The sequence below is a fragment of the Burkholderia thailandensis E264 genome (assembly GCF_000012365.1).
GTDB lineage: Bacteria > Pseudomonadota > Gammaproteobacteria > Burkholderiales > Burkholderiaceae > Burkholderia > Burkholderia thailandensis.
Genome location: NC_007650.1, coordinates 2,425,681 through 2,445,401, shown reverse-complemented (window position 1 = coordinate 2,445,401; position 19,721 = coordinate 2,425,681). Strand labels below are relative to the sequence as shown.

7 protein-coding genes are annotated in these 19,721 nt (G+C 63.6%); 2 read left to right on the top strand and 5 right to left on the bottom strand.

Annotated elements, in window-relative coordinates; genetic code table 11:
• Window positions 1–162 precede the first annotated feature (162 nt).
• Window positions 163–342, top strand: a complete 180-nt coding sequence (locus tag BTH_RS10220) for a type II toxin-antitoxin system HicA family toxin (protein ID WP_009893919.1) — start codon at window positions 163–165, stop codon at window positions 340–342.
• A gap of 43 nt (window positions 343–385) precedes the next feature.
• Window positions 386–802 (top strand): type II toxin-antitoxin system HicB family antitoxin, encoded by a 417-nt coding sequence (locus tag BTH_RS10215; RefSeq protein WP_011401461.1) that lies wholly within the window; start codon window positions 386–388, stop codon window positions 800–802.
• 428 nt (window positions 803–1,230) lie between these two features.
• Here BTH_RS10215 and BTH_RS10210 read toward each other — a convergent pair whose 3' ends face one another.
• The 5 genes from BTH_RS10210 to BTH_RS10195 form a co-directional block, all read right to left on the bottom strand.
• Window positions 1,231–1,728, bottom strand: a complete 498-nt coding sequence (locus BTH_RS10210; RefSeq protein WP_011401460.1) for a hypothetical protein — start codon at window positions 1,726–1,728, stop codon at window positions 1,231–1,233.
• 618 nt (window positions 1,729–2,346) lie between these two features.
• On the bottom strand, window positions 2,347–2,919 hold the full coding sequence (locus BTH_RS30415; protein WP_009893915.1) for a site-specific integrase: 573 nt from the start codon (window positions 2,917–2,919) through the stop codon (window positions 2,347–2,349).
• A gap of 52 nt (window positions 2,920–2,971) precedes the next feature.
• Window positions 2,972–3,706 carry a hypothetical protein gene (locus BTH_RS10205; protein WP_009893914.1) on the bottom strand — a complete coding sequence of 245 codons (735 nt, stop codon included), beginning with the start codon at window positions 3,704–3,706 and terminating at the stop codon, window positions 2,972–2,974.
• Window positions 3,697–16,065: a LysM peptidoglycan-binding domain-containing protein gene (locus tag BTH_RS10200; RefSeq protein WP_009893913.1), complete on the bottom strand. Its 12,369-nt coding sequence runs from the start codon at window positions 16,063–16,065 to the stop codon at window positions 3,697–3,699. Before BTH_RS10200 ends, BTH_RS10205 begins: the two co-directional genes overlap by 10 nt.
• 13 nt (window positions 16,066–16,078) lie before the next feature.
• Complete coding sequence (locus BTH_RS10195; RefSeq protein WP_009893912.1) at window positions 16,079–19,642, bottom strand: hypothetical protein; 3,564 nt, start codon at window positions 19,640–19,642, stop codon at window positions 16,079–16,081.
• Window positions 19,643–19,721 lie beyond the last annotated feature (79 nt).

Here is a 19,721-nt window from a genome sequence, read left to right as displayed (position 1 = left end):
GGCTGCGCACGAGGAATGTCGAGGCCGCGCGCGATGCTTCAGTCTTGCCCAGCGGACGGGACAAAAATAGGGGCGAAACAATGCGAAAATACGCACGGCTACACAAAACTTGAGGATCGTGATTGGGTGTGTATAATTACACACAAGACATTCGGGGGAGCTATGAACTCATCGAAGCTGATCCGGATGCTTGAGGAAGATGGCTGGAGGTTGGTTCGAGTGACAGGCAGCCATCATCATTTCAAACACCCCAAGAAGCCAGGTCTTGTGACGGTTCCCCACCCGAAGAAGGACCTACCGATTGGGACTGTAAAAAGCATCCAGAAATCCGCCGGCCTGTGATGGCCGGTGGTTTTTCGACGCGATGCATTTGGAGAGTGTTGGTATGGAATTTCCCATCGCAGTGCATAAGGACGATGGGAGCGTCTACGGCGTGACGGTCCCGGATATTCCGGGCGTTCACTCCTGGGGCGAAACCATCGATGATGCAATCAAAAACACGAGAGAGGCTATCGTCGGCCATGTAGAGACATTGATCGAGCTTGGGGACGATGTTGAATTCACTTGCTCGACGGTGGAAGAACTGGTTGCAAAGCCCGAGTACGCCGGGGCGGTTTGGGCGCTCGTCAGCGTTGATCTTTCTCAGCTTGATTCCAAGCCCGAGCGGATCAATGTGAGTATCCCTCGCTTCGTGCTGCACAAGATTGACGCCTATGTGGCATCCCGCCACGAGACTAGAAGCGGATTTCTTGCGCGTGCTGCCCTGGAGGCACTTAATGAAGGCAAAGTTAGGCACGCATAATATCGCGTGCGCCTGTAGTGATGGGCCCGCATCTCTGCGGGCCTTTTATTTTTATGCCCAGCAGGGCCCTGCATCTCAGCATCGCGGCACCACACGAGACCAGGAAGAGTTACTTTCTGCCAGACGACGGTCCCTTTGTCCCGGTGCAGTCGCTCATGGCACGCGCCGACGTAATCGCCTGTGCTCAACTACCGGAGCGTCGTGCTTGAGCGGAAATTCTCCGGCCCCAGCGGGCTGTTGAAAAACGTATCGGGTGGGCAGGGCGGAAAATTATCGATCTCTCAAAACGCCCATGTAGTTCGTGCGATCCAGCTACGTGGCGCGGCATACATTCAACATCACTCCAAGGTGCTTTTCGCGGGGCGCAACTCGAGGGCGGAATTTATAACGTGGCGACAACGGCCCTTGCTCCAGTCCATAGGTAGTTCTCAGGCCGCCCGTATGAACGCGTATTTCTCCATGAATGACCTCATGGCCAAGGAGACTGGTTCCTCTACGTGAAAGCCTTCACCGTACTCACGTTCAAACATGGGCCATGCCTCTTTTAGATGTCCGCAGTGTCGAAAATACGGGTGCATCCACACCCAATCCAGCGACCATGATGGCGCACCGCTCGATGAATCTCGGTCACGGAAGCAGCACGCGCCAAATACACGGTGTGGCATAGGTTTGTCGTTCTGCCATCGGTCGCGAGCGGGCGCAAAAAATGCATAGGCTTGGTAAGGTACAAAACCTTTGTTTTCCTTGGTTTCCGTTGCGTCGAATTGAACAAAATCAAAGTGCATTTCTCGTTTGAAGTAATGAGCTAGTTTCTCCACCGAGCGCAGCAGGATTCTTGGAGAATCAGGAGCGAGTTGAAGCGGAGATTCGCCCTCAAGCCAAGGATGGGTGAGGACCGGCAAGGTTAGCGCGTACATATCGACCATTTGTTTGTCCTTTTCATTGGAAGTAGGTCATATGTATGGCCGATTTCTATGCGCACAACCGCGCGAAAGCGTCTCGCGGCTGTGAAGAGGGCATCGCTGGAAAATTCTTTGTGCGCAGTGCCCCAAACGGCGAGAACAGTTTCGAAACTACAGAGTGAATTTGACACGCCTAATCTCGTGTCTCCAACATTGTCTCCAAGGAAATATGTGTTCTGGAGATACATTTGGAGACAAGCAGAACCATACAGTGCAAGGCTTTCCGATCGATTTGGGTGTTTGTCTCCAAATCTCCAAAAAATATGTGTTCTGGCGGCGAGGTAATGGTGTCTTGCTCATCTGCACAATGGCCATGCTATCCGGGTACTTAAATGGGTGCTTTTACAATGTAAATGCCTCTAATCCATGCTGGATAAGAAAGTTTGGCGGAACATAGGGCGGAAGGTACATTATTAAACCCGGTCAAAGCCTTACAGGACAAAAGGGTCTGATTTTCTGGGTACTTTGTCGGGTACTTTTTAATTTTTTTTGTGAAAACCATTGTCAAATGAGAGGGTTAGAATCCCCCTCTCTCCGCCAGAATTCCTTTATAATTCAAGTGCTTGGCGAGGCGGGTGGCGATTAATTGCCTTGATTCCCTGCTGTTTTCTGTACGGAATCGCAACTTAATCGCAACGTCGATTCCGCAAACTTCTCCACTGCCTTTCCTCCTGCATCGGGGTCCGCCGTAGGCATCCACCTAGCGTAGATTCGAACGGTTGTGTTCTGGTTCGAATGGTCCATTTGGCGAGCTACCCACATTGGATGTTCCCCAGCGGAGAGCATCATAGAGGCGTATGTGTGGCGCGTCTGGTAAGGCTTCCTGTATCTGACCTGTGCTTGCTTTAGTCCCCGAGTCCACACGATCCGGATGGGGGAGTCCCCGGCCCATCGAGCAGCGTTTCGCGGGTCCTGAAATACTTCCCGGCCTTGTAGATACGTGTGAGCCTTTTGGGCGACTAGTGCAGACATGGCAGGCGGCAAGAGCTTTACCTCCCGGCGACTTGAACGTGTCTTTGTGTCCTCTGCCTCCTTTGCTGTTTGGGTCAAAGCCCGTTTGACGACTATCACGCCGCGTTTCCAATCGACATCCGTCCAATTGAGCGCGACAAGCTCCGAAGTACGTAGCCCAGTCCAAAATGCAAACCGAAACATATTTGCTGCTTGTGGATGCATATCTGAACGAACGGATCGCCATGCTGCCGCTTCACCTAGCCGGCGCGACAAAATTGAGCAGCGCCGCAGCAGTCGTAAGCGGTTCGCCCATGAAGTAGATCGCCGTATAGATTTCGCCCGGCGACAGCGTTACGCCCTCCATCACCACGCTGTCGTCAGTGACGTCTGCCGCGACCTTCACGCGTGCTACCGGGGCGGCAGCATTGTAAGGACTCGCGCGCCCTCGCCACAGTCCGACCCAGTTGCCTGCGGTCGCGGGCAGATAGCCCGACAACGTGTGGTACCGAAACGTAAGCGATGTCGCGCCGACCGACGCGAGCCGAAGCGTAACGGTGTCCACAACGCCCGTCGAGCCGTCGGCGGCGAGCAACGCCGATGCGCAGACGTCGTTGACTTTCGGCCCGACCGCATAGCCTACCGTGTACGCCGTGGCGCTGATCGACACACCGGTCATCACCACCGTTCCGAGTTCGGCGTCGGTCGGAATGCCGAGCCGTGCCGCGGGCGCGATCGTCCACGGTACGACACTGCTTTGCCACAGCGCGACGAAGTCTCCATAGAGCTTCGGCTGGTTCCCAGGCAGCCCCGCATAACTGACGTCGACGGTCGTGCCGGACGAGCCGGTGATGGCCGCGGCGCACACGGACACCGTGGACGCCGCCGGCTCCGCGAGCGCCTGCGCTGCGGCGACGCCGGCGAGCAGGGCCCACAGGAGCGGCGCCGCGACGAACGCGCACAACGCGCGGTCGCGGCGCGCTAGCGGCATGGCAGCGGCGGGACGACCTGCGCGATGGACAGCATCAATCGCCGCATCCGCAGCAACGGCATCGGCTGGCCGGTAAGATTCGACATCAGCGTCAGATCCATCCAGAGTGTCCCGCCGCCCGTCGGTTCGTATGTGGAGAACCACGTTTCGATCGCGGCAGTCCAGTCGGCGGTCATTCGCGCGATGGTGCCCGCGCCGGTTCCGGCGATGTCGATCGTCAGCGGCGCTTGCATCAGCACCGGCAACACGATCTTATCGAGCGCGGCGTTCAGCGCATATCCGTATGTCACCTCCACCTGCGCGACGATCTGAGGCAGCGTGTCGCCGGCGAGCAGATAGGCAAAGAGCGCGTCGAAATGCTCCTGAAGCGAACGCGTCACCGGCGTTCCGGACGGGATCGCCGCCACATCGATGATCGCATTGGCGTCGTTGGTCGGATACAGCGGGCTGGCGAAGCGCACTTCGGGCGTCGTGTAGACAAACGCGTCAGCCGACGGTTTGCCCGGAACGAGTTCGCGGTTGCGCTCCACCCAGACGGTAGACCACGCGTCCTGACGCTGCAGGATGTCGAGCGCAGGCAGCCACACCGTACGGCCTGGAATGTTCTGCCCTTTCGCAGCGCTCAGGTATGAACCCTCCGGCCCGGGGCCGGCCTTGAGCTTGTACACGTAGTGGAAGACATCGCCGGCCTTCTGCGTGTCGCCAGGCGGCTGCCAAGGCTGCGCGTCATACAGCGACGGATCGATTTCGACGACCGGCCGACCCATTCCCGCCGGGACGGCGCCGACCAGCGTCACCACTAGCGCGCCTTCGGTATCGCCAACCTCGGCCGAGCCTTCTTCCTCATAGAACGCGAAGGTGAGCGACGGGTCGCCGGTGAGCAGTCGCGCCGGGGCCTGGAACGCGAGACCCGTGCCGCTGCGGCGCTCGCCATTGCCTTGCGTATTTCCGCCGGCCGCTTCGACCAGTTCGTCGACCAGTCGGATGAACGATTGCAGCGCGATCGATGCGTCGTCGATCTTTTGCTGGTCCGTCATCGGGTCGATCGTGGCATCGATGCCGGCAAGGATGGTCTGCAGATCCGCGTTCACCTGCGGGAACACGGTAATGAACTCCGCGAGCTGCGCGAATGCATCCGGGAAGCTCGCGAACAATGTCGGCGCGGTGCGCAGATTGAATTCGACCTCGCCGTAGATGCGGTCTTGCGGATAGTGGAACGGCAGCGAATAGGTGAACGCATAGTCCCACTGCTTGAGCAGGGGCAGGCTTGCGGTGTCGAGGTCATGGGTCGGCGTGCCGCTCTGCTCCGTCATCGCGGGGCTCGCCGGGAATGCGCGTAGCACCAGCGGCACCGCGAAATTCCCGAGGTCCGCTGCAAGCGGCCCGTCAGTGTCCGGCACGACGAAGCTGAGCCAGGTCGATGCCTGGTAATCCTCGATACCCGGCAGCGAGCCGATCTGATGCTCGATCTGGCTGCCCTGGTACGTCATGTCCAGCTCGACATACGACACTATCTCGCCGCCCGCGCCGCGTACCGAATCCGGAGCGTTGACGAGATACGTGAGCGCGCGCGTATCGCCGGTCTGCAACGTAAGCTTCGGCGAACTGAACGCGAGCGTGCTGGCCGGCAGACTCGCCGAGCCGGTCGTGACAGTGCGCGTGAGCGGCGGACGCACCGCGCGTCCCGTCGCGTCCTTCAGATTGCTGACGGTGACCGTCGTCTGTCCCGGCTGCACGTCCGTCGCGAGCGTGAGCGTCACCGTGCCGCGGTCGACCGTCGCCGTCAGCACGCCGGCACCGCTGCTCAATGCGTAGTTTTCGATGTTGCCGGCGGTGACCGGGTCCATCGGGTCGCTGAACAGCAGGAACACGGTGGTCCGTGCCTGTCCGTCGACATTGGCGGCCTCGAACACCGGTCCGTTCCGCGTGACCGGCCCGAACAGCCGCGGCGGCTGATCCGCGGCGGGCTCGATCACGTCGGCGGTCACGTTCGCATGGAATTCCACCGCGGCGCGCGTCGTGTACGCCGCTGACAATCGCACCAGCAGTTGCTGGTAAAACGCTTCGCGCGCGGCAGACGGGTCGGAGGTTTCGCCCGCGAAGACCGGAATCATCCACAGCTTCGCGACCGTCGCGAGCCCCTTCTTGCCGTCGAGGATCGACTGCAGATAATCGGCGGACTTCAACTCGCCGACGATCTGCATCGGCGCGGTGAATTGCGGCGTCAGCACGTCGTCGACGGCGGCGAACACCTGCGCGCACCACGTGTCGAGATCGACATCCGTGAAATCGGTGGTGCGTGACGGCGTCGACGAGATGCCCTTGCCGGTCGTGTAGTCGTAAATCGGCACTTGCGTGCGGCTGATCAACTGGTTGCTCGCCGGCTGCGGCGCGAACACGGCCGGGTTGCCCGCGTCGGCGATCGCATACGAGATCGCCTTGCCGGCCGCGAGCCCGACGCGTACCGCCCAGACCGTGCTGGCCGCTCCAGTGGCGGGCGGCGCGGTGCGATCGACGCCGGTCGCCACCTTCAGCCGCTCACTGCCCGGCGTCGACAGCGCCTGTTCGAAACCGGTCGCGAACGTGACGAGCCCGAGCGTGCCGCCGGTGGCGCCGAGCGCATCCTGCAGCGGCGCGACGCGCGTGATCGCGCTGCGAATGCCGGCGACCGTTTCCAGCCCCGGCAGCACCGGGCCGTGCGCGCGCGTCATCGTAAATGATGTCCACAGCGGGAAGATCTGCGCGGTGTTCACCTGCTGCGGTGGCACGTCCACGTCGAGCGGCAACCCGGCGGCGGGCGGCACGGCAACGCTCTGGAACTTCGAGCGGTCCAGCACGAACGCATAGACGCTGGCGGCCGCGCCGGCGGTGCCGAACAGCCAGTCCATCAGCTTGCCGACGGCGGCCGGCGCATACGCGACGCTGCCCGGCGCTCCGTCCGCGCCCGCGAGCAACGAAGACTGCGCCGACAGATCGACTCCGGCGGGATCGGTGAGCTGGTAGTACAGCTGTGTATAGACGTGCAGGTCCTGCGACGCGTTCTGTTGCACGGTGCTGCTGCGCGTGACCGGATTGTCTGGCCAGTCGAACGACGCCTGCCCGCTGTAGCGCGTGTCGCTCGCTTGCGCTTTGATATCAGTGGCGATCACTGTGTAGCGCAGGTTGCCGTCGAGCGCCGGCACCGTCAGCGTGACGGTTTTTCCATCCGCGGCCAGCGACGCCGAATCGATGGTTCCCGGCACCAGTTGCCAGCGCGACAGTTCGCCGACCGATGCGGCGTCGAGCGCGTCCGTGAATACCACGGTGATCGTCGTCTGCGTTGCCGCCGATGCCTGCAGCAAGCCTTGGTAGCGGCTCGGATCGAAGCTCAACTCGATATTCAGCCGTGGGTTCGCTCCGCCGCTGCCGGGCAGCACCTGCCAGTTCGAAGCAATCGACGGCCATTGCGACAGCGACACCAGCGGGTCCGTGTAGCCGGTGAGCAGCGGCGCGTCGTTGTACGGCGCCGCATCGCCGGCCTGTGGGTCCGACAGCGGCGTCGACAGTACGTTGCCGTAGTAGTCCTGCCACGCAAACGAGATCTGCAGAATGCCGCCGACACCAAAATACGGACTGGCGCTCGCGGGCGGCAGCGCGAGCGCCGCGCGCGGCGCTTGCGGCACGTGCTTCGCAAAGCGTGCGTAAGGCAGCGCCTGACTGAAGTTCCATGCTTCGACCTGATCCTCCGGAACGACGGTGCGAACCTTGTCGTTGCCGTTTTCTTCCGGAGCCTTGGTTGTCGGTCCGGCGGGCAGCCCCGGCGGATCGCTCGGCCGGAAGTCGACGTTGCCGTACACCTGCTGGTTCAACAGGCTGAAGTTGTTCAGCAGCAGTTCCGTTCCGTAGTCCGGCGACGTACCGTCCACTTGCGGCGGCGCCGGACGCAGCGCGGCGAGCGCCTGCACGCCCGGCTGCACGGCCGCCGAGCGCACGCGCGGGCCGCCGGGAATCACGAGCGGCACGCCGGCCGCGAACAGCTGGGCCACCCGCGCGTTATGGGAAGCGAGCGCATCGACCGGCTCGCCGTACCAGCCCGCGATATCCGCGAGCGACGCCGTGTGCGCGCTCGTGCCGGCGGTGAGCGTGAGGTCCGGTACGCGGATCGCGGCCGGGAACGGCAGCGGGTCGGGCAAGCCGCCCCACAGCGGATTGGCGTCGTTCAGCGCCTGCACCGTGGTGCCGAAGCGGCTCGCGACCTGCGCGAGCGCGATGCCGCCCGGCGGCGCCTGGTAGACCCCTTCGCTCACGCGCACGAGCGCGCCTGCGCGAAGCGCGACGTCCGCGTTGGCTTCCGCGATATCCGCCTCGTCCGAATACCATTGCTCGGCGAGCGACGCGAGCGTCTCGCCGGCGCCGCTCGTGACGGTGGCTGGAACCGGCGCCGCTTCCGCGAACAGCACCGCGTTGCCGGTATCCAGCGCGTCGGTCGTCACTACCGCGTTCATGTAATTCGCGACGCGGTCCTGGTCGTCTACGGCCGCGGGCTTCGCGTACAGCACGATCAACGTCAGTGATGCCTCGTTGCGGTCGTTGAATATGCGATCGGGCAGCCCGCCTCCAGCGGCGCGATCGTAGTAGTACAGGAAGAAGCCGCCCGAGCGTGTGATGCTCGCTTCCCATAGCAGCCGCACGAACTCCGACGGCGGATTGAGAAGCGTGAGCTGCGGCGTTTCGCCGGCCGTTTCACGCAGTGCCGCGAATGCGGCGCCGGCAGGCGGACGGGTTTCCGTCGACAGATTCACCTGCGCGATGCCGAACACGACGCTCGCCGCGCCGCCGGTCTGCACGCCTTCGCCGCCGCCCGTTGCGCTATCGGGCGCAAAACCGACGCTCAGGCCGAAGTAGGCCGAATCGTTCGCCTGCACCTGGTTCAACAGTTGTTCGAGCACCACGATTGCGGCGCCGCCCGCGCCGACCACCTCGTACGTGTCGACGGACGCGGGACTGCCCGCTACGGGCGGAATGCGCCGCACCGTGAAGCCGATGGTCGACGCCCATCCGTACGAGTCCACCCCGGTGGTTTCGGTGGCGCCCGTCGCATCGTCGTAGCGGGCCACCCGCAGTGCAAAGCGCGGATTCACCGCATGGGTGGCCGGATCGGGAAGCGCCGCGAGCGCGCTAGGCAGTTGCCACACGCGCAGCGACTGCACGCCGGCCGGCGGCTGGCCATAAGGCAGCGCGACGGTGTTCGTGCTCAGCCACTGCAACGCGGACGTGAACGGATAGGTCGCGAGGGCGGTATCGTACATCTTGCCCGCGCCGAGCCTATCCATCGGCACGTCGAGCCGTGTCTTCGCGGCGGCGGTCACCTGCGCGATACGTGTCGCGTCGGGCGTGCCGGGCGTGACCGACAGTGTCAGATGGTCGGCCGGGGCGCCGTTGCCGTCGACGAAGCGCAGCCACGACGAACCGGCGCCGGCCACGCTGTCGAAGGTCGCCGCGAACGGATCGGCGCCGAGTGCGGGCAGCGGGAATTGCTGGCCGGTCAGCGCATAGAGCCCGGCTTGCGGCGGCAGCTTCAGCGTGCCGTTCACGTCATGCACCCACATGCCCATCTCGTTGGGCACGATCGACCATTGTCCGCCCGTGCCGGTCGGGCCGGACGTCGGGAAGCGCAGCCCGTGCATCGTATAGCTGCTCGCGATGCCGGACAGGTGCTGCAGCATGCCCGAGCGTTGCGCTTCGGCGAGCAGTTCGGCCAACGGAAATTGCGGCAGGTGCGGCAAGTCGAGCGTGTCGCCGGCGTCGAACAACCCGGCCACCGTGCCGTTGGCGGGCTGGTCGGCCAGCACCGAGACGGCCACGCCGAAGCGCGCCGCGACCTGCGCGAGATCGTCGCCTGGCTGCGTCGTGTAGCGGAACGCCGGAACCGTAAGCAACGCGACCGGCGCGAGCAGCCCGGGTTGCGTCAGCACCGCGCTGCTCGCGAGCAGGTCGGACACGGTCACGCCGAACGCGTTCGCAACGTCGCCAAGTGTGTCGCGCGGCTGCACGGTGTACGCGTCCTTGTCCGGATACGCGATCTTCACGCCGGCGAGCAGCACGCTGCTGCCCGCATTCGCGGTGGCCAGCGCGGCCGCGCTGAAACCGCCGGCGTACACGGGCAGCGCGGCGACCGACGCGAAGGTGTCGGTCGCGAGCGCCGTGTACGACGTGTACGGTATGAGCGCGCTCGCGCCGATACGCAGCATGCCGGCCGCGTCGAGCACATCCGAATCGGCCAGCAGATCGTTGAGCTTCGCCTTGTAATGCGCGGCGATGCTGACGAGCGTGTCGCCAGCAACGCTCGTGTACGGATCGAAGCCCGGGTAAGTGATCGTCGCACCCGGTTGCAGCAGCGCAGCGTCGGCCGCATTGGCCGCCGCGATCGCACTTGCGGGCAGCGCGTCGTCGAAGGCCTTGGCCAGCGATGTGAAGGTCTGGCCGGTCTTGTCCAGGGTGATCGAGCTCGTGACGCCGATCGTCAGTGTTTTTTCGGTGACGAGCGCGTGCACCGTATTGGCGCCGAACACGTCGTTCAGCGTGTACAGCCCGTTCAACTGACCGGTCGTGTTCACCCAGTTCACGATGTCGTCCGGTGTCTCGTTCGCGTCAAGCTCGTACTTGAAGTCGCGCAGTGCGTCTTGCGCGGCCTTGACCATCTGCCGGGCGAGCAGCAGGAAGTAGTCGGAGAACATCCATGCGGCCATCGACAGCGGCGCTTCTTCCACGAATGCCCGCGCCGCCGCCGCGCCGTTCGCCGCCTGCTCGCGCTCCACCTGCACCGCAAGCTGGTCGAACCATGCGCGCAGTTCGGCCAGCGTGTTTTCGCCGAGCGCGTTATAGCTGCCGAGATCGTACTGCACGCCCGGGTAGTCTTTGCCGTACGGCGGAATCGTCACGCGCAGTTGCGGCGGCGCGGGGAAATACGCGGTATCGGCCGACGCATCCTGGTCGGTCGGCGGCACGCGCAGATTGAATCGGAAATGCGTGTCGAGGAACGCCTGCACCGCGTCAAGCGGGATCGGCGTCGGATCGTCGCCGGTGCTGACGAGCACTTCGTCCGCGAGCCAGTCCAGTAGCGTCGCGGGAACCGGGTATCGGTCGACTTCGTCCGGCGTCATCGGCCCCTGAACGGCCGCGATGGCCCAGCGCAGCACCATTTTCGCGAGCGCCTCGAACGAGCTGTCGGGCGCGCTTCCCGCCGCCTTGAGCTTGCTCGCGCCGGCATCCTGCCCAGCCGGCGGCACGGATTCGATCAGCAGCAGCGCGACCCAGCACGACAACGGGTTCGCCGGTTCGCCCTGCGGCGTCCATTCGTCGCGCGCCGCGGTGAGCCCCGGCACGAGGTAGCCCGACAGGTCCGTCACGCCGTCCGGCCGCAGGTTGCCCCAGTTCGGCGCGCTCACCCGCAGGCTATCGCGCGCTTGCGCGCGCGCGAAGCCGGAGAGCCGACGCTCGACCGGCAGACGCAGCACGCCGCGCACGTTGCGGCCATCGCCGAGCCATGGCGCGGCGCCCCGGTTATCGATCGTGAAGGTCTCCTTCAGCCGCATCGAGAACGAGAACGAGATGCTGATCTTGAACAACCCGAGGTTGATCTTCACGCTAACCGACACGTCGACCGAGGCGATCACCGTGATCGTGATCGACACATACGATTCGTACGTGAGTTGCAGCAGCAGCTTGACCGTGATGTCGACGTTCGCCTTCACGATCGCGAAGTCGACGCTGCCGTACACGCGGCCGACGATGCCGACCGTGCCGCGCAGCCAGAAGTAGTAGTCGCCCTGCAACTGGGTGGACGGCTCGCGCCCCGAGTGGGTGAGCTGATACGGGTTCCACTTCGCAAGGATGCCTTCGAGAATGCCGACCACGGTCACGCTGAAGCCGGCCGACAGGATGCCGTATTCGATCGACTTGCCGAAGCCCACCTGCATGCCGAAGCCGAATACGAGCACCGGATTGAACGTGCCGTACGACGACGCGGGCACGCGATTGGTGCTCGCGCTGGAGAGCTTGCCGAAATAGAAACCGGCCGAGCCCAGCACCGGAATGCCGGGCGGGATGATCGCCTCGATCGTGAACGAACGCGAAAAATTCTCGTTCCACGGGAAGCCGATGTCCACCTGGAAGTCGCCGTTCGTATAGATGGCGATGCCGAACACGGGCAGCGTGAGTGAATACGCGCCGACCGTCAAATGACGCATCAGGTCGGGCAGCGTGATCTCCGCCTGGTACACGCCGACGGTGTCGCTCACCTGGCGGTACATGATCTGGAAGTCGAGGCCCTTGAATACCTTGGCCGCCGCGCCGTCGAGCGCGATTCGCAGCCCGTACAGATGCGGGTCGTTGAACACCGCCTGCAGCGTCAATACATAGCCGGCCGATTCCGCGAGCGAATCGCCGTCGTTTGTCACGCGCAGCGCGTTCGCGTGATTGCCGGCTTGCCCGCTGTCGATCTTCAGCACGCCGAAGTCGGTGCCGATCAGCCACGCGCTTTGCGAATCGAAGCGCACGGCCGGAATCTGGCCGGGCTTCGGATCGGGCAGCGTGGCCATGCAGGCGATGGCCTTTTGCACCGTATCGGCGGTCGCGAAGCAGGGCAGCGTGATGTGCTGGCCCATCGCCAGCAGCCGCAGGTCGAGATACTTGTTGCCGTTGCCGGGAGGCGCAGGCGCCGTGCCCGGCTTGCTCGCATCCCATGCGAGCGGCGTGCTCGGATCCGACTGCCAGAAGAACGACCCATTGAGCGTTACCATCACGCCGCGATCTTTGCCGGTGGATTGATAGCCGACGTCGATGCTGTCGATGCGCGCGAAGCCCAGATTGATCGGGCCGATTGTCACGGCGAAGCTGACCTTGTTGCGACTCGGCGTGGTCTGGTTGAACGTGTATTTGAGCGCGAGGTTCGACAGCGGGATCGCGTTCAGGAAACTCCATGGCGACTCGAGCCCGAACTTCGAGCCGGTCGCCCACGACACCATCGTTTCGATCATCGAGCCGAGCGTCGTGTTCTGCTTGAAGCCGAGCGTCGCGGTCCAGTCCTGGGTCGTCGGGTCCGGTCCGTCGACCACACCTTCGAGCAGGCCCCACGTGATCCCGTATTGCTTGACCTTCGGGTTGTAGTCGAACCAGACGGTGAGGTCGATGTTCTGCCAGATCACTTCGAGGTCGAGCCTGCCGAATTTCCCCGGCACCTCTGCCTTCGCTCCCGCGTCGCCCATGCGCAGCTTCGCTGCGAGGCTCACGTCCAGGAACGGCACAACCCAGTTGTCGGCGGTCTTGCCCGTGAACGCCCACGTCGAATCGGTGGGCGAACTCGTGATTGTCAGCCCAAGCCCGTCGATCGCGTACTCCTGCCCTTGCGGGGCCTGCCACGTGTTGCCGAGGTAATAAACGAGCAACGCGCTGAGGCTCACCGCTCCGGACGTTTGCTGCGCGTCGAAGGTCCATGCCTTCGCGGCTGTCTTGTACGTAGCCGTGGTGGAGAGCCCGATCGGGCTCTCCGAGTTCGGCAGGACGATCAGCGAGCCGCCGAAGCTCCCTTCAATTTCAGTCTGCGTGCCGCCGGCGCCGTTGTTGCCGCCGGCATCCGCTTTCGGCGGATTGATATCGCGTGAAACGGCGTCGATCGCGAAGTTCAGGCCGGTGATCGTAAACAGCGCATTGGCGGCAGACGGCACCGGCCACTGCGCGGAGACGTCCATCGAGAAGCTGTACGCGCCCTGCGCCTGATCCACCATGAAGCTCAATTGCTCGATCGCGGTGCTCGAGACGCTCGCCGGAATGGCCGCGGCGAAATCGGCGCCCAGATACGCGGTGACGATAGCGGCAAGCGTGATCGGCGGGCTGCCGTCGATCAGGCCGCCGGTCACGCGCAGCGCGGGCACGCGCGCCTCCAGTTGCGCGTTGCCGCCGGCGATGTCGAACCGGCCGCCGATCACGTAGCGCGTGCTGCGCCGCTGCAGATCGCCGGGATAATCGGTCAGCGCGCTGAAGCTGAGCCCGGTAACCGTCACGCCGGGCACCAGTTGCCAGCTTCGATTCTCGGGTGTGCCGAGCGTGACGCCGATGTACTCCATCACGCCGTTCGCGTAGCTGTAGCGCAGCGCAAGGTTCTGCACCTCGATGTCGCTGAAGAGCTGGATTTGCGATGGCAGCAGCGCCTGGATGTTGATGCCCCCGAGCATCTGAAAGATATTCGTGATGCTCGGTCGCGGCGCGAGAAATTCCGCTTGCAGCAGCAGGCGCCCCGGTTCGGACGGCAGCGTCAGCGACGCCTTCGCGGCGATCCCGGCCGTAAACGTCGCACCGACCGTGCCCGTCACGGGGACGGCCGCGTTGCTGTCGATGGCAAGCGCAAGCGACGGGTTTGCGACGCTGAGCCACTGCGCGCCCGGGAACGCCCAGACCGTGTCCGTAAACGCGCCGGACATCTTGCCCGCGATCGTCCCGCCGTTGTCGGTAAACGAGAACGCGAGCGTCAGGTTGCCTGCGCCGAACGCCTTCGACTTGCCGGTCAACGTGACTTCGGTTTTATCGGCGTTGATTTCTGTCACCGTGTCGGTGATCGTGAACACGACGTCGATCACGACTTGCCTGAAGAACTCGTTCAGGATGCCGTCGGTAACCGCCAGCAGAAAATCGAGCACACCGTCGACCGTGTGACTCGTCAGATCCTCGTAGAACGCTTCGAGCAGCTCGCTTGCGCCGTTCGCGTCGCCGCCTGCGACACGTGTCGGCGGCTTGCGGTGCGCGATGCGCGCGGGCGCCCGTGCGGTGGCGCCGGCCTCGTGAACAGGCGCGTTCGCGTCGTCCAGCTCGGCATGCGCGAGCGCGAGTCGGTGCTCCTCGAGCGCCGCCGGCCCGATCAGATTGACGAACAGATCGAGGCCGCGCAGCAGCTTGTCGTTCAGCTCGTCGTGAAAAAACGTACGCTGCGCCGCGAAGTAAGTCGCACGGGCGTTTCCGGCCGGCTGCACATACGCGTTGATCATCGCCGGCAGTTGCGTCGGCGGATAGGTCGGGCGATCTCTGTACCAGTTGTCGGGACGCGTGAAGTAAATGCCGTTGAACGACTCGTCGAGCGAATTGGTCGCGTCGGTGCCCGCGCCGGCGGAACTGAGCGGCAGCGTCGCGTAGCTGAATCGCGCATCCGCTTCGCGACTGTTATTGCTCGTGATCTTGAAGTACGGCTTGCCGAGATTGAGCATCAGTTCGGCGGTATTCTGCCCTTCCAGCACCGGTGGCAAAGTCGCGCTCGCATAAAGCGCATCGAACAGCGGCGCCGGAATTTTGCCGATGTAGACCACCAGCAGTTGATCGTCCTTGAGATACGACAGCTCTTCGTCGAGCTGCTCAACTGTGGGTACGCTATTCGGGCTGCCGAGATCCTGGACCCGGTCTTTGACCTTATTCTCCTCGTTCCAGCCCCGGAAATCAGGCGTCGTCCTGATCTTGTTTACCATCTCGCCGGCCGGGTCCCGCATCAAAAACAGGAACTCTTGCCACTCGGAGGCCGTGAGGGTCGTGATCTGAACCATCACCGTCTTTTTGACGGTGGGATGTGTGTTCTGCGCGATCAACGCGCCGGTGACCGCGTTGTACAGCGACGTATAGGCGCTCCCTTTCGTCGTGACGCCGTAGACGGGAAAAAGCGTGATTTCGCCAGCTTCCCGTCGTTCGAGCAGACGCTCGATCACGCGCGCCTTGTTCGCGTACGGCGTTTGCGCAATTGCCTCTCGGTCAGACTGCGTCAGCTCGGGATCGGCGAGATAGAACGCGCGCCGCGCAAGCAGCGTGGTCGGATTCAGCTCATCGAGGTTGTATTCGCTCGCCGTGCCGCCGGGCGGCATGATCCGGGCCATATTGGTCCCGCGATTCCACGCATACGGCTGAAGCTGAACGTAGTTGGTCACATTCAGCAGGTGATACGGCGGCGTCTTGTTCTCTAGATCGTCAAAACCGCCGCTGATCGCGAACTGCGCGGGCGCAAGCGCTTTATCGAGCCGCACGACGGTGACATCGGCGGTCCGCCCGCCGGCACCCAGTTCAAACGTGACGCCGACCTGCCGGAACTGCGGAATCAGCAAGCGGATCTTTTCTTCCAGGTCTGCGTAGTCGGCGGAGTTGGATGCGGACAGCGCGAATGTATACGGCCCCGGCGCACCCATGCGAATCAGGTTGCGCAGGATATTGACCGACGACGATTGATGTCCGAAGTTCTGACTGTTCGCGGTGAAAACGCGTATCTCGCCAAGCGAATTCAGATAGTCCCGGACTTTCGTGATGCGTGCACCGAGATGAACCGTGAGGACGTTCTGCGTTCCCTGCGACAACCGTTCGATGACGTCATTCAGTCCAGCCACGAGCTTTCCCCAGAAGTCGGGCCGACTTTGAGCGGGAAGCCGGCGTGTTGTTGTACATCGCGTACCACCCGAGCCCCGATGCCTTGCCTTCGCTTTGCGGATTGCCGAACAGATAGAAGAGCGTCGAGCCGCTCGGCGGAATCTTGAGCAGCCCCATGAACTTGAGCGCGATCTCGGTGAGCATCAGCAGAAACGAGCGCTTGTCGCGGTCATAGGTGAGCCACATCTGTCCGATCGAAAGCTGCAGCACGTTCTGCAGGCTGATCAGATTCGCGCCTCCGCCGGTGCCTGGCAGTTGGATGCCCAGCGATGCGCGGTAGCGTCCCGCGTCAGCGCTCACGGGCGCCCATGCGGTGAGCAGGCCGGAAGTCAGCCCGATCGTTCCGGCCAGATTTCCGGGCGTGCCCATGTTCAACTGGTAGGCGAGTCCGTACCAGCGGTCGCCGTTGACGCCGGTCAACGTCGCGTCGGTGACGACGTTCAGGAATCCGCCGGCTTCCGGCGACGTTTGTGCGGTCCCTTGCACGAGTCCTTGCAGGCCGAGCGCGAAATTCACGAACAGGCTGTCCGGGCGCGGCGTGCTGGTCTGCGTATCGAAGCGTATCTCCGACGCGGAGAAGGCGAACGCGATCGCCGTCGGGTCGGCCACTGGGAAGGTCATCTGCACGCCGAGGTTCGAGTACGCGAGTCCGCGCCGCAACTGGTCCTTGCCGGCATCACTGCCGAAGGAGAGGATGTCGAACGCGCCGCTGCTGTCGTTTGCCTGCACGACGGCGAAGTCGAGAAAGCCGGACAGCGCGAACCACGACGCGATCTGACCGTTCGCGCCGCCGTCGCGCGTAGACATCTGCGCGCTGTCCACTTCGATTTTCGTGAACAGGTTGTTGTCGAAGTAGAACGTGCTCGTCGCGGTGGTGCCGAGGCTGTAGACCGCGCGACCGCCGTTGTCCTGGTAGCTGCCGCGCAATACCAGCGTCGCGTACGGGTTGCCGCCCTCCCCCATGCTCACCACGGGCATATCGAACAGACTGTTGAGCGTGAGCTGCGCGTCGCTCTGGAAGCGTTGCACGGCCGTGTTCTCGAACAGCGCCTTCAGCGTGAGCACGCGAAACTGGTAGTCGGTGCCCGCCGTCGGCGGCACCGGCTGCGGATCGATGCCGGGCGGCGGCGCTATATAAGCCGGGTCCACGTAGTAGATCAGCCCGAACATCGAACTGCTCGTCGTGAGCTCGATATCGGGCGCGGTGGGATCGTTTGCGATCTGGCTGATTTCGATGCCGAAGTGGTGCGCATTGAAAAGCTCGGGTGCCTGCACGCCTGCGACGATGCCGACCAGATCGTCGGGAATCGAGCTGATCTTCATCCGCAGGAAGAGAATGCCGGTCCACGCGGGATCTTTTGCGATTGCGTTGAACTTCGCGAAATAGTCGGGCTCCGCCTGATCCAGCGCATCCTGGAAGTAGCGCTGCAGCCAGTACGAAAGCGCGGTCAGTTCGTCCGGGTTCGGCGCGGCGACAGTCTCGTCGGGCGGCGGCGCAGGGTTCGGTACGAGGTCGCTCGGCGCGGCGAACACGTCTTTTTGCGTCCACATGTCGGGACTCGCGACGAGGCTGCCGGCCGGGTTCTGCGGGTCCCACAGCGGGCCGCGGCGTCCCTTCACGATCATCACATCGGCGTAGTCGCCGTAGCGGTTGTTCTGTCCGACCGCCGCTTCGAACGACCAGTCGCCGACGTTGATCCGGTTCGCGAATGTCGCGGACGGGCCGCATTCGCCGCTGCCGTCCGCCGAGAACGCACCGAGGTGCGCCGCATTGGCCGTGACAAGAAACAGATCGCTGGTCGCGAACGCCTGCTGCAGTTTGGCATCGGGGTTGCAAAAGCTCATTTGCCGAAGCGACGGCGACAGGTTTTGCCCCAGCAGGATCTTGCTCCATTGGCCGGCGGCATCGACGGTGACGAGCAGGCCCGACGGAGTCGTCGTGTTGTACGGCGTGGCCGTGGCCATATCGGCAAGCTTCAGCGCATGCGCCTTCGATGAAGCCATGCCGGCGCCGCCGTCGGCAATGCGACGGCGGCGCGTCGGCGAAACCACCTGGCGCTCGAAGTCCGCCATCTGCTCGGCGGTGAGCGCCGTCACGCCGTCTCCAGCCGATGAGCCCGCGTACGGAACCACCGGAAACGCGGACGATGGAAGCGTCACCGACGGGGTCATCGGCCCGAACAGCGTTTTCTCGCCGAGCGAATGGATCAACGCATCGCGACCGTATAGCGCGGCTCCCTTCGGCTGCGCGACGTAAGCGGCCGCACCCGGCGCGCCGGGTGCGCGCGTGACGGTTCCCCATGAGGACGTATAAGTCGCGTCGAGCAGCGGTGCGTTCACGTCCACCGGCGTGCCTACCGGCGACACCTCGGTGAACGGATAACGCGGCGCGTAGGCGGGCGAGCGCGCGGTAAACCGCAGCCGGTCGCCGGCATAGCCGCCATCGACAAAAGGCTGGAATGCGACGAACTCCGTGCCCTGCAGGCCGCAGATCAGATCATACGTTCCACTGTCGCTCGGCCCGTGCGCATGGATCACGAAGTCGCCTTCGGGCGCGATCTGGAAATCGTGATTGCCTTTGTCGTCGGGGGCGCCCGCATTGAAGAGAAAGCGCGCGGCATCGGGCTGCGTGTCCAGCGGACCCGCAACCGGCGCGAGCGTCAGCAGTTCGCCGTAGGTGGTCGCGTAACATGACGAGAGCACCGTCGCGGTGCCGTCCTGATTTTGTCCGGTGAAGACGAGGACGCTGCGATCCGCCGCGATGGCGTGCGCATTCCACGGATCGCTCGGGTCGTAGCTCGCATCGAAGCCGAGCATGTCGCCCGGGTTCGGCAGATGACCGAATGCGAGCGGCAGCCACTCGCCGATCGCACTGCGTACCGGGTCGTCGTGCGGGATCTGGAACTGGAAGCCCCAGTTCCAGCCGTCATGAAGAAACTGGCGCTGCAAAAAGACCGGGAAGCGGATGCAACCGCGCGCCGCGCCGGACAATGGAAGCGTGCCGGCCGGGATCTGGCTTGCCTGGGGGGCGCCGGGTGCCGACGCCCCGCTGAAGAAAATTCCGTTAGCGGTTCCCAACTGAAGGGTGTCGCCGTCGAGCTGCAGCGTCACGCCGGCGCGCACATTGAGCGAGAGTGTCTCGAAGATCGGCGCTTGCAGCGCATTCGACACGTAGCTGCCGTCCGCGGCGATACCCATCAACGGCACGCTGGAAATCGTCGGCGCGGTGGGGTCCATCAGCCACAGAAAACCTCGGTCGGCCGGCGAGCGGGCAATGACCTGATCCACGGCGCCGATGAACGCGTCGAGCAACGGCGTTGTCGAGAGCAAGGGCGCGGTGAAAGAAAACAGGAACGAGCCAGGCAACTGCTTCAACGCGAGATCGAGGTCGATTTCTTCGGTAGACGGCGACGACCGCGGGAGCAGGTAGGCAAGCCATCCCGCATCGCCGGATGCGACCGGGCCGATATAGAGCCGCGATCCCTCAAACTGCGTGAAGAAGCTCATGAGATCGCCCCGCACTGGATGATCTATTTTTATTCTGCGTCCGGGCGAGCAGGGAGCGCTTCCCGGACGCAGTTGACCC

Excerpts from the sequence above, each read along its gene's own strand:
- BTH_RS10215 (WP_011401461.1), top strand. The coding sequence starts at position 386 with ATGGAATTTCCCATCGCAGTGCATAAGGACGATGGGAGCGTCTACGGC.
- BTH_RS10210 (WP_011401460.1), bottom strand. The coding sequence starts at position 1,728 with ATGGTCGATATGTACGCGCTAACCTTGCCGGTCCTCACCCATCCTTGG.
- BTH_RS10205 (WP_009893914.1), bottom strand. The coding sequence starts at position 3,706 with ATGCCGCTAGCGCGCCGCGACCGCGCGTTGTGCGCGTTCGTCGCGGCG.
- BTH_RS30415 (WP_009893915.1), bottom strand. The coding sequence starts at position 2,919 with ATGTTTCGGTTTGCATTTTGGACTGGGCTACGTACTTCGGAGCTTGTC.
- BTH_RS10195 (WP_009893912.1), bottom strand. The coding sequence starts at position 19,642 with ATGAGCTTCTTCACGCAGTTTGAGGGATCGCGGCTCTATATCGGCCCG.
- BTH_RS10220 (WP_009893919.1), top strand. The coding sequence starts at position 163 with ATGAACTCATCGAAGCTGATCCGGATGCTTGAGGAAGATGGCTGGAGG.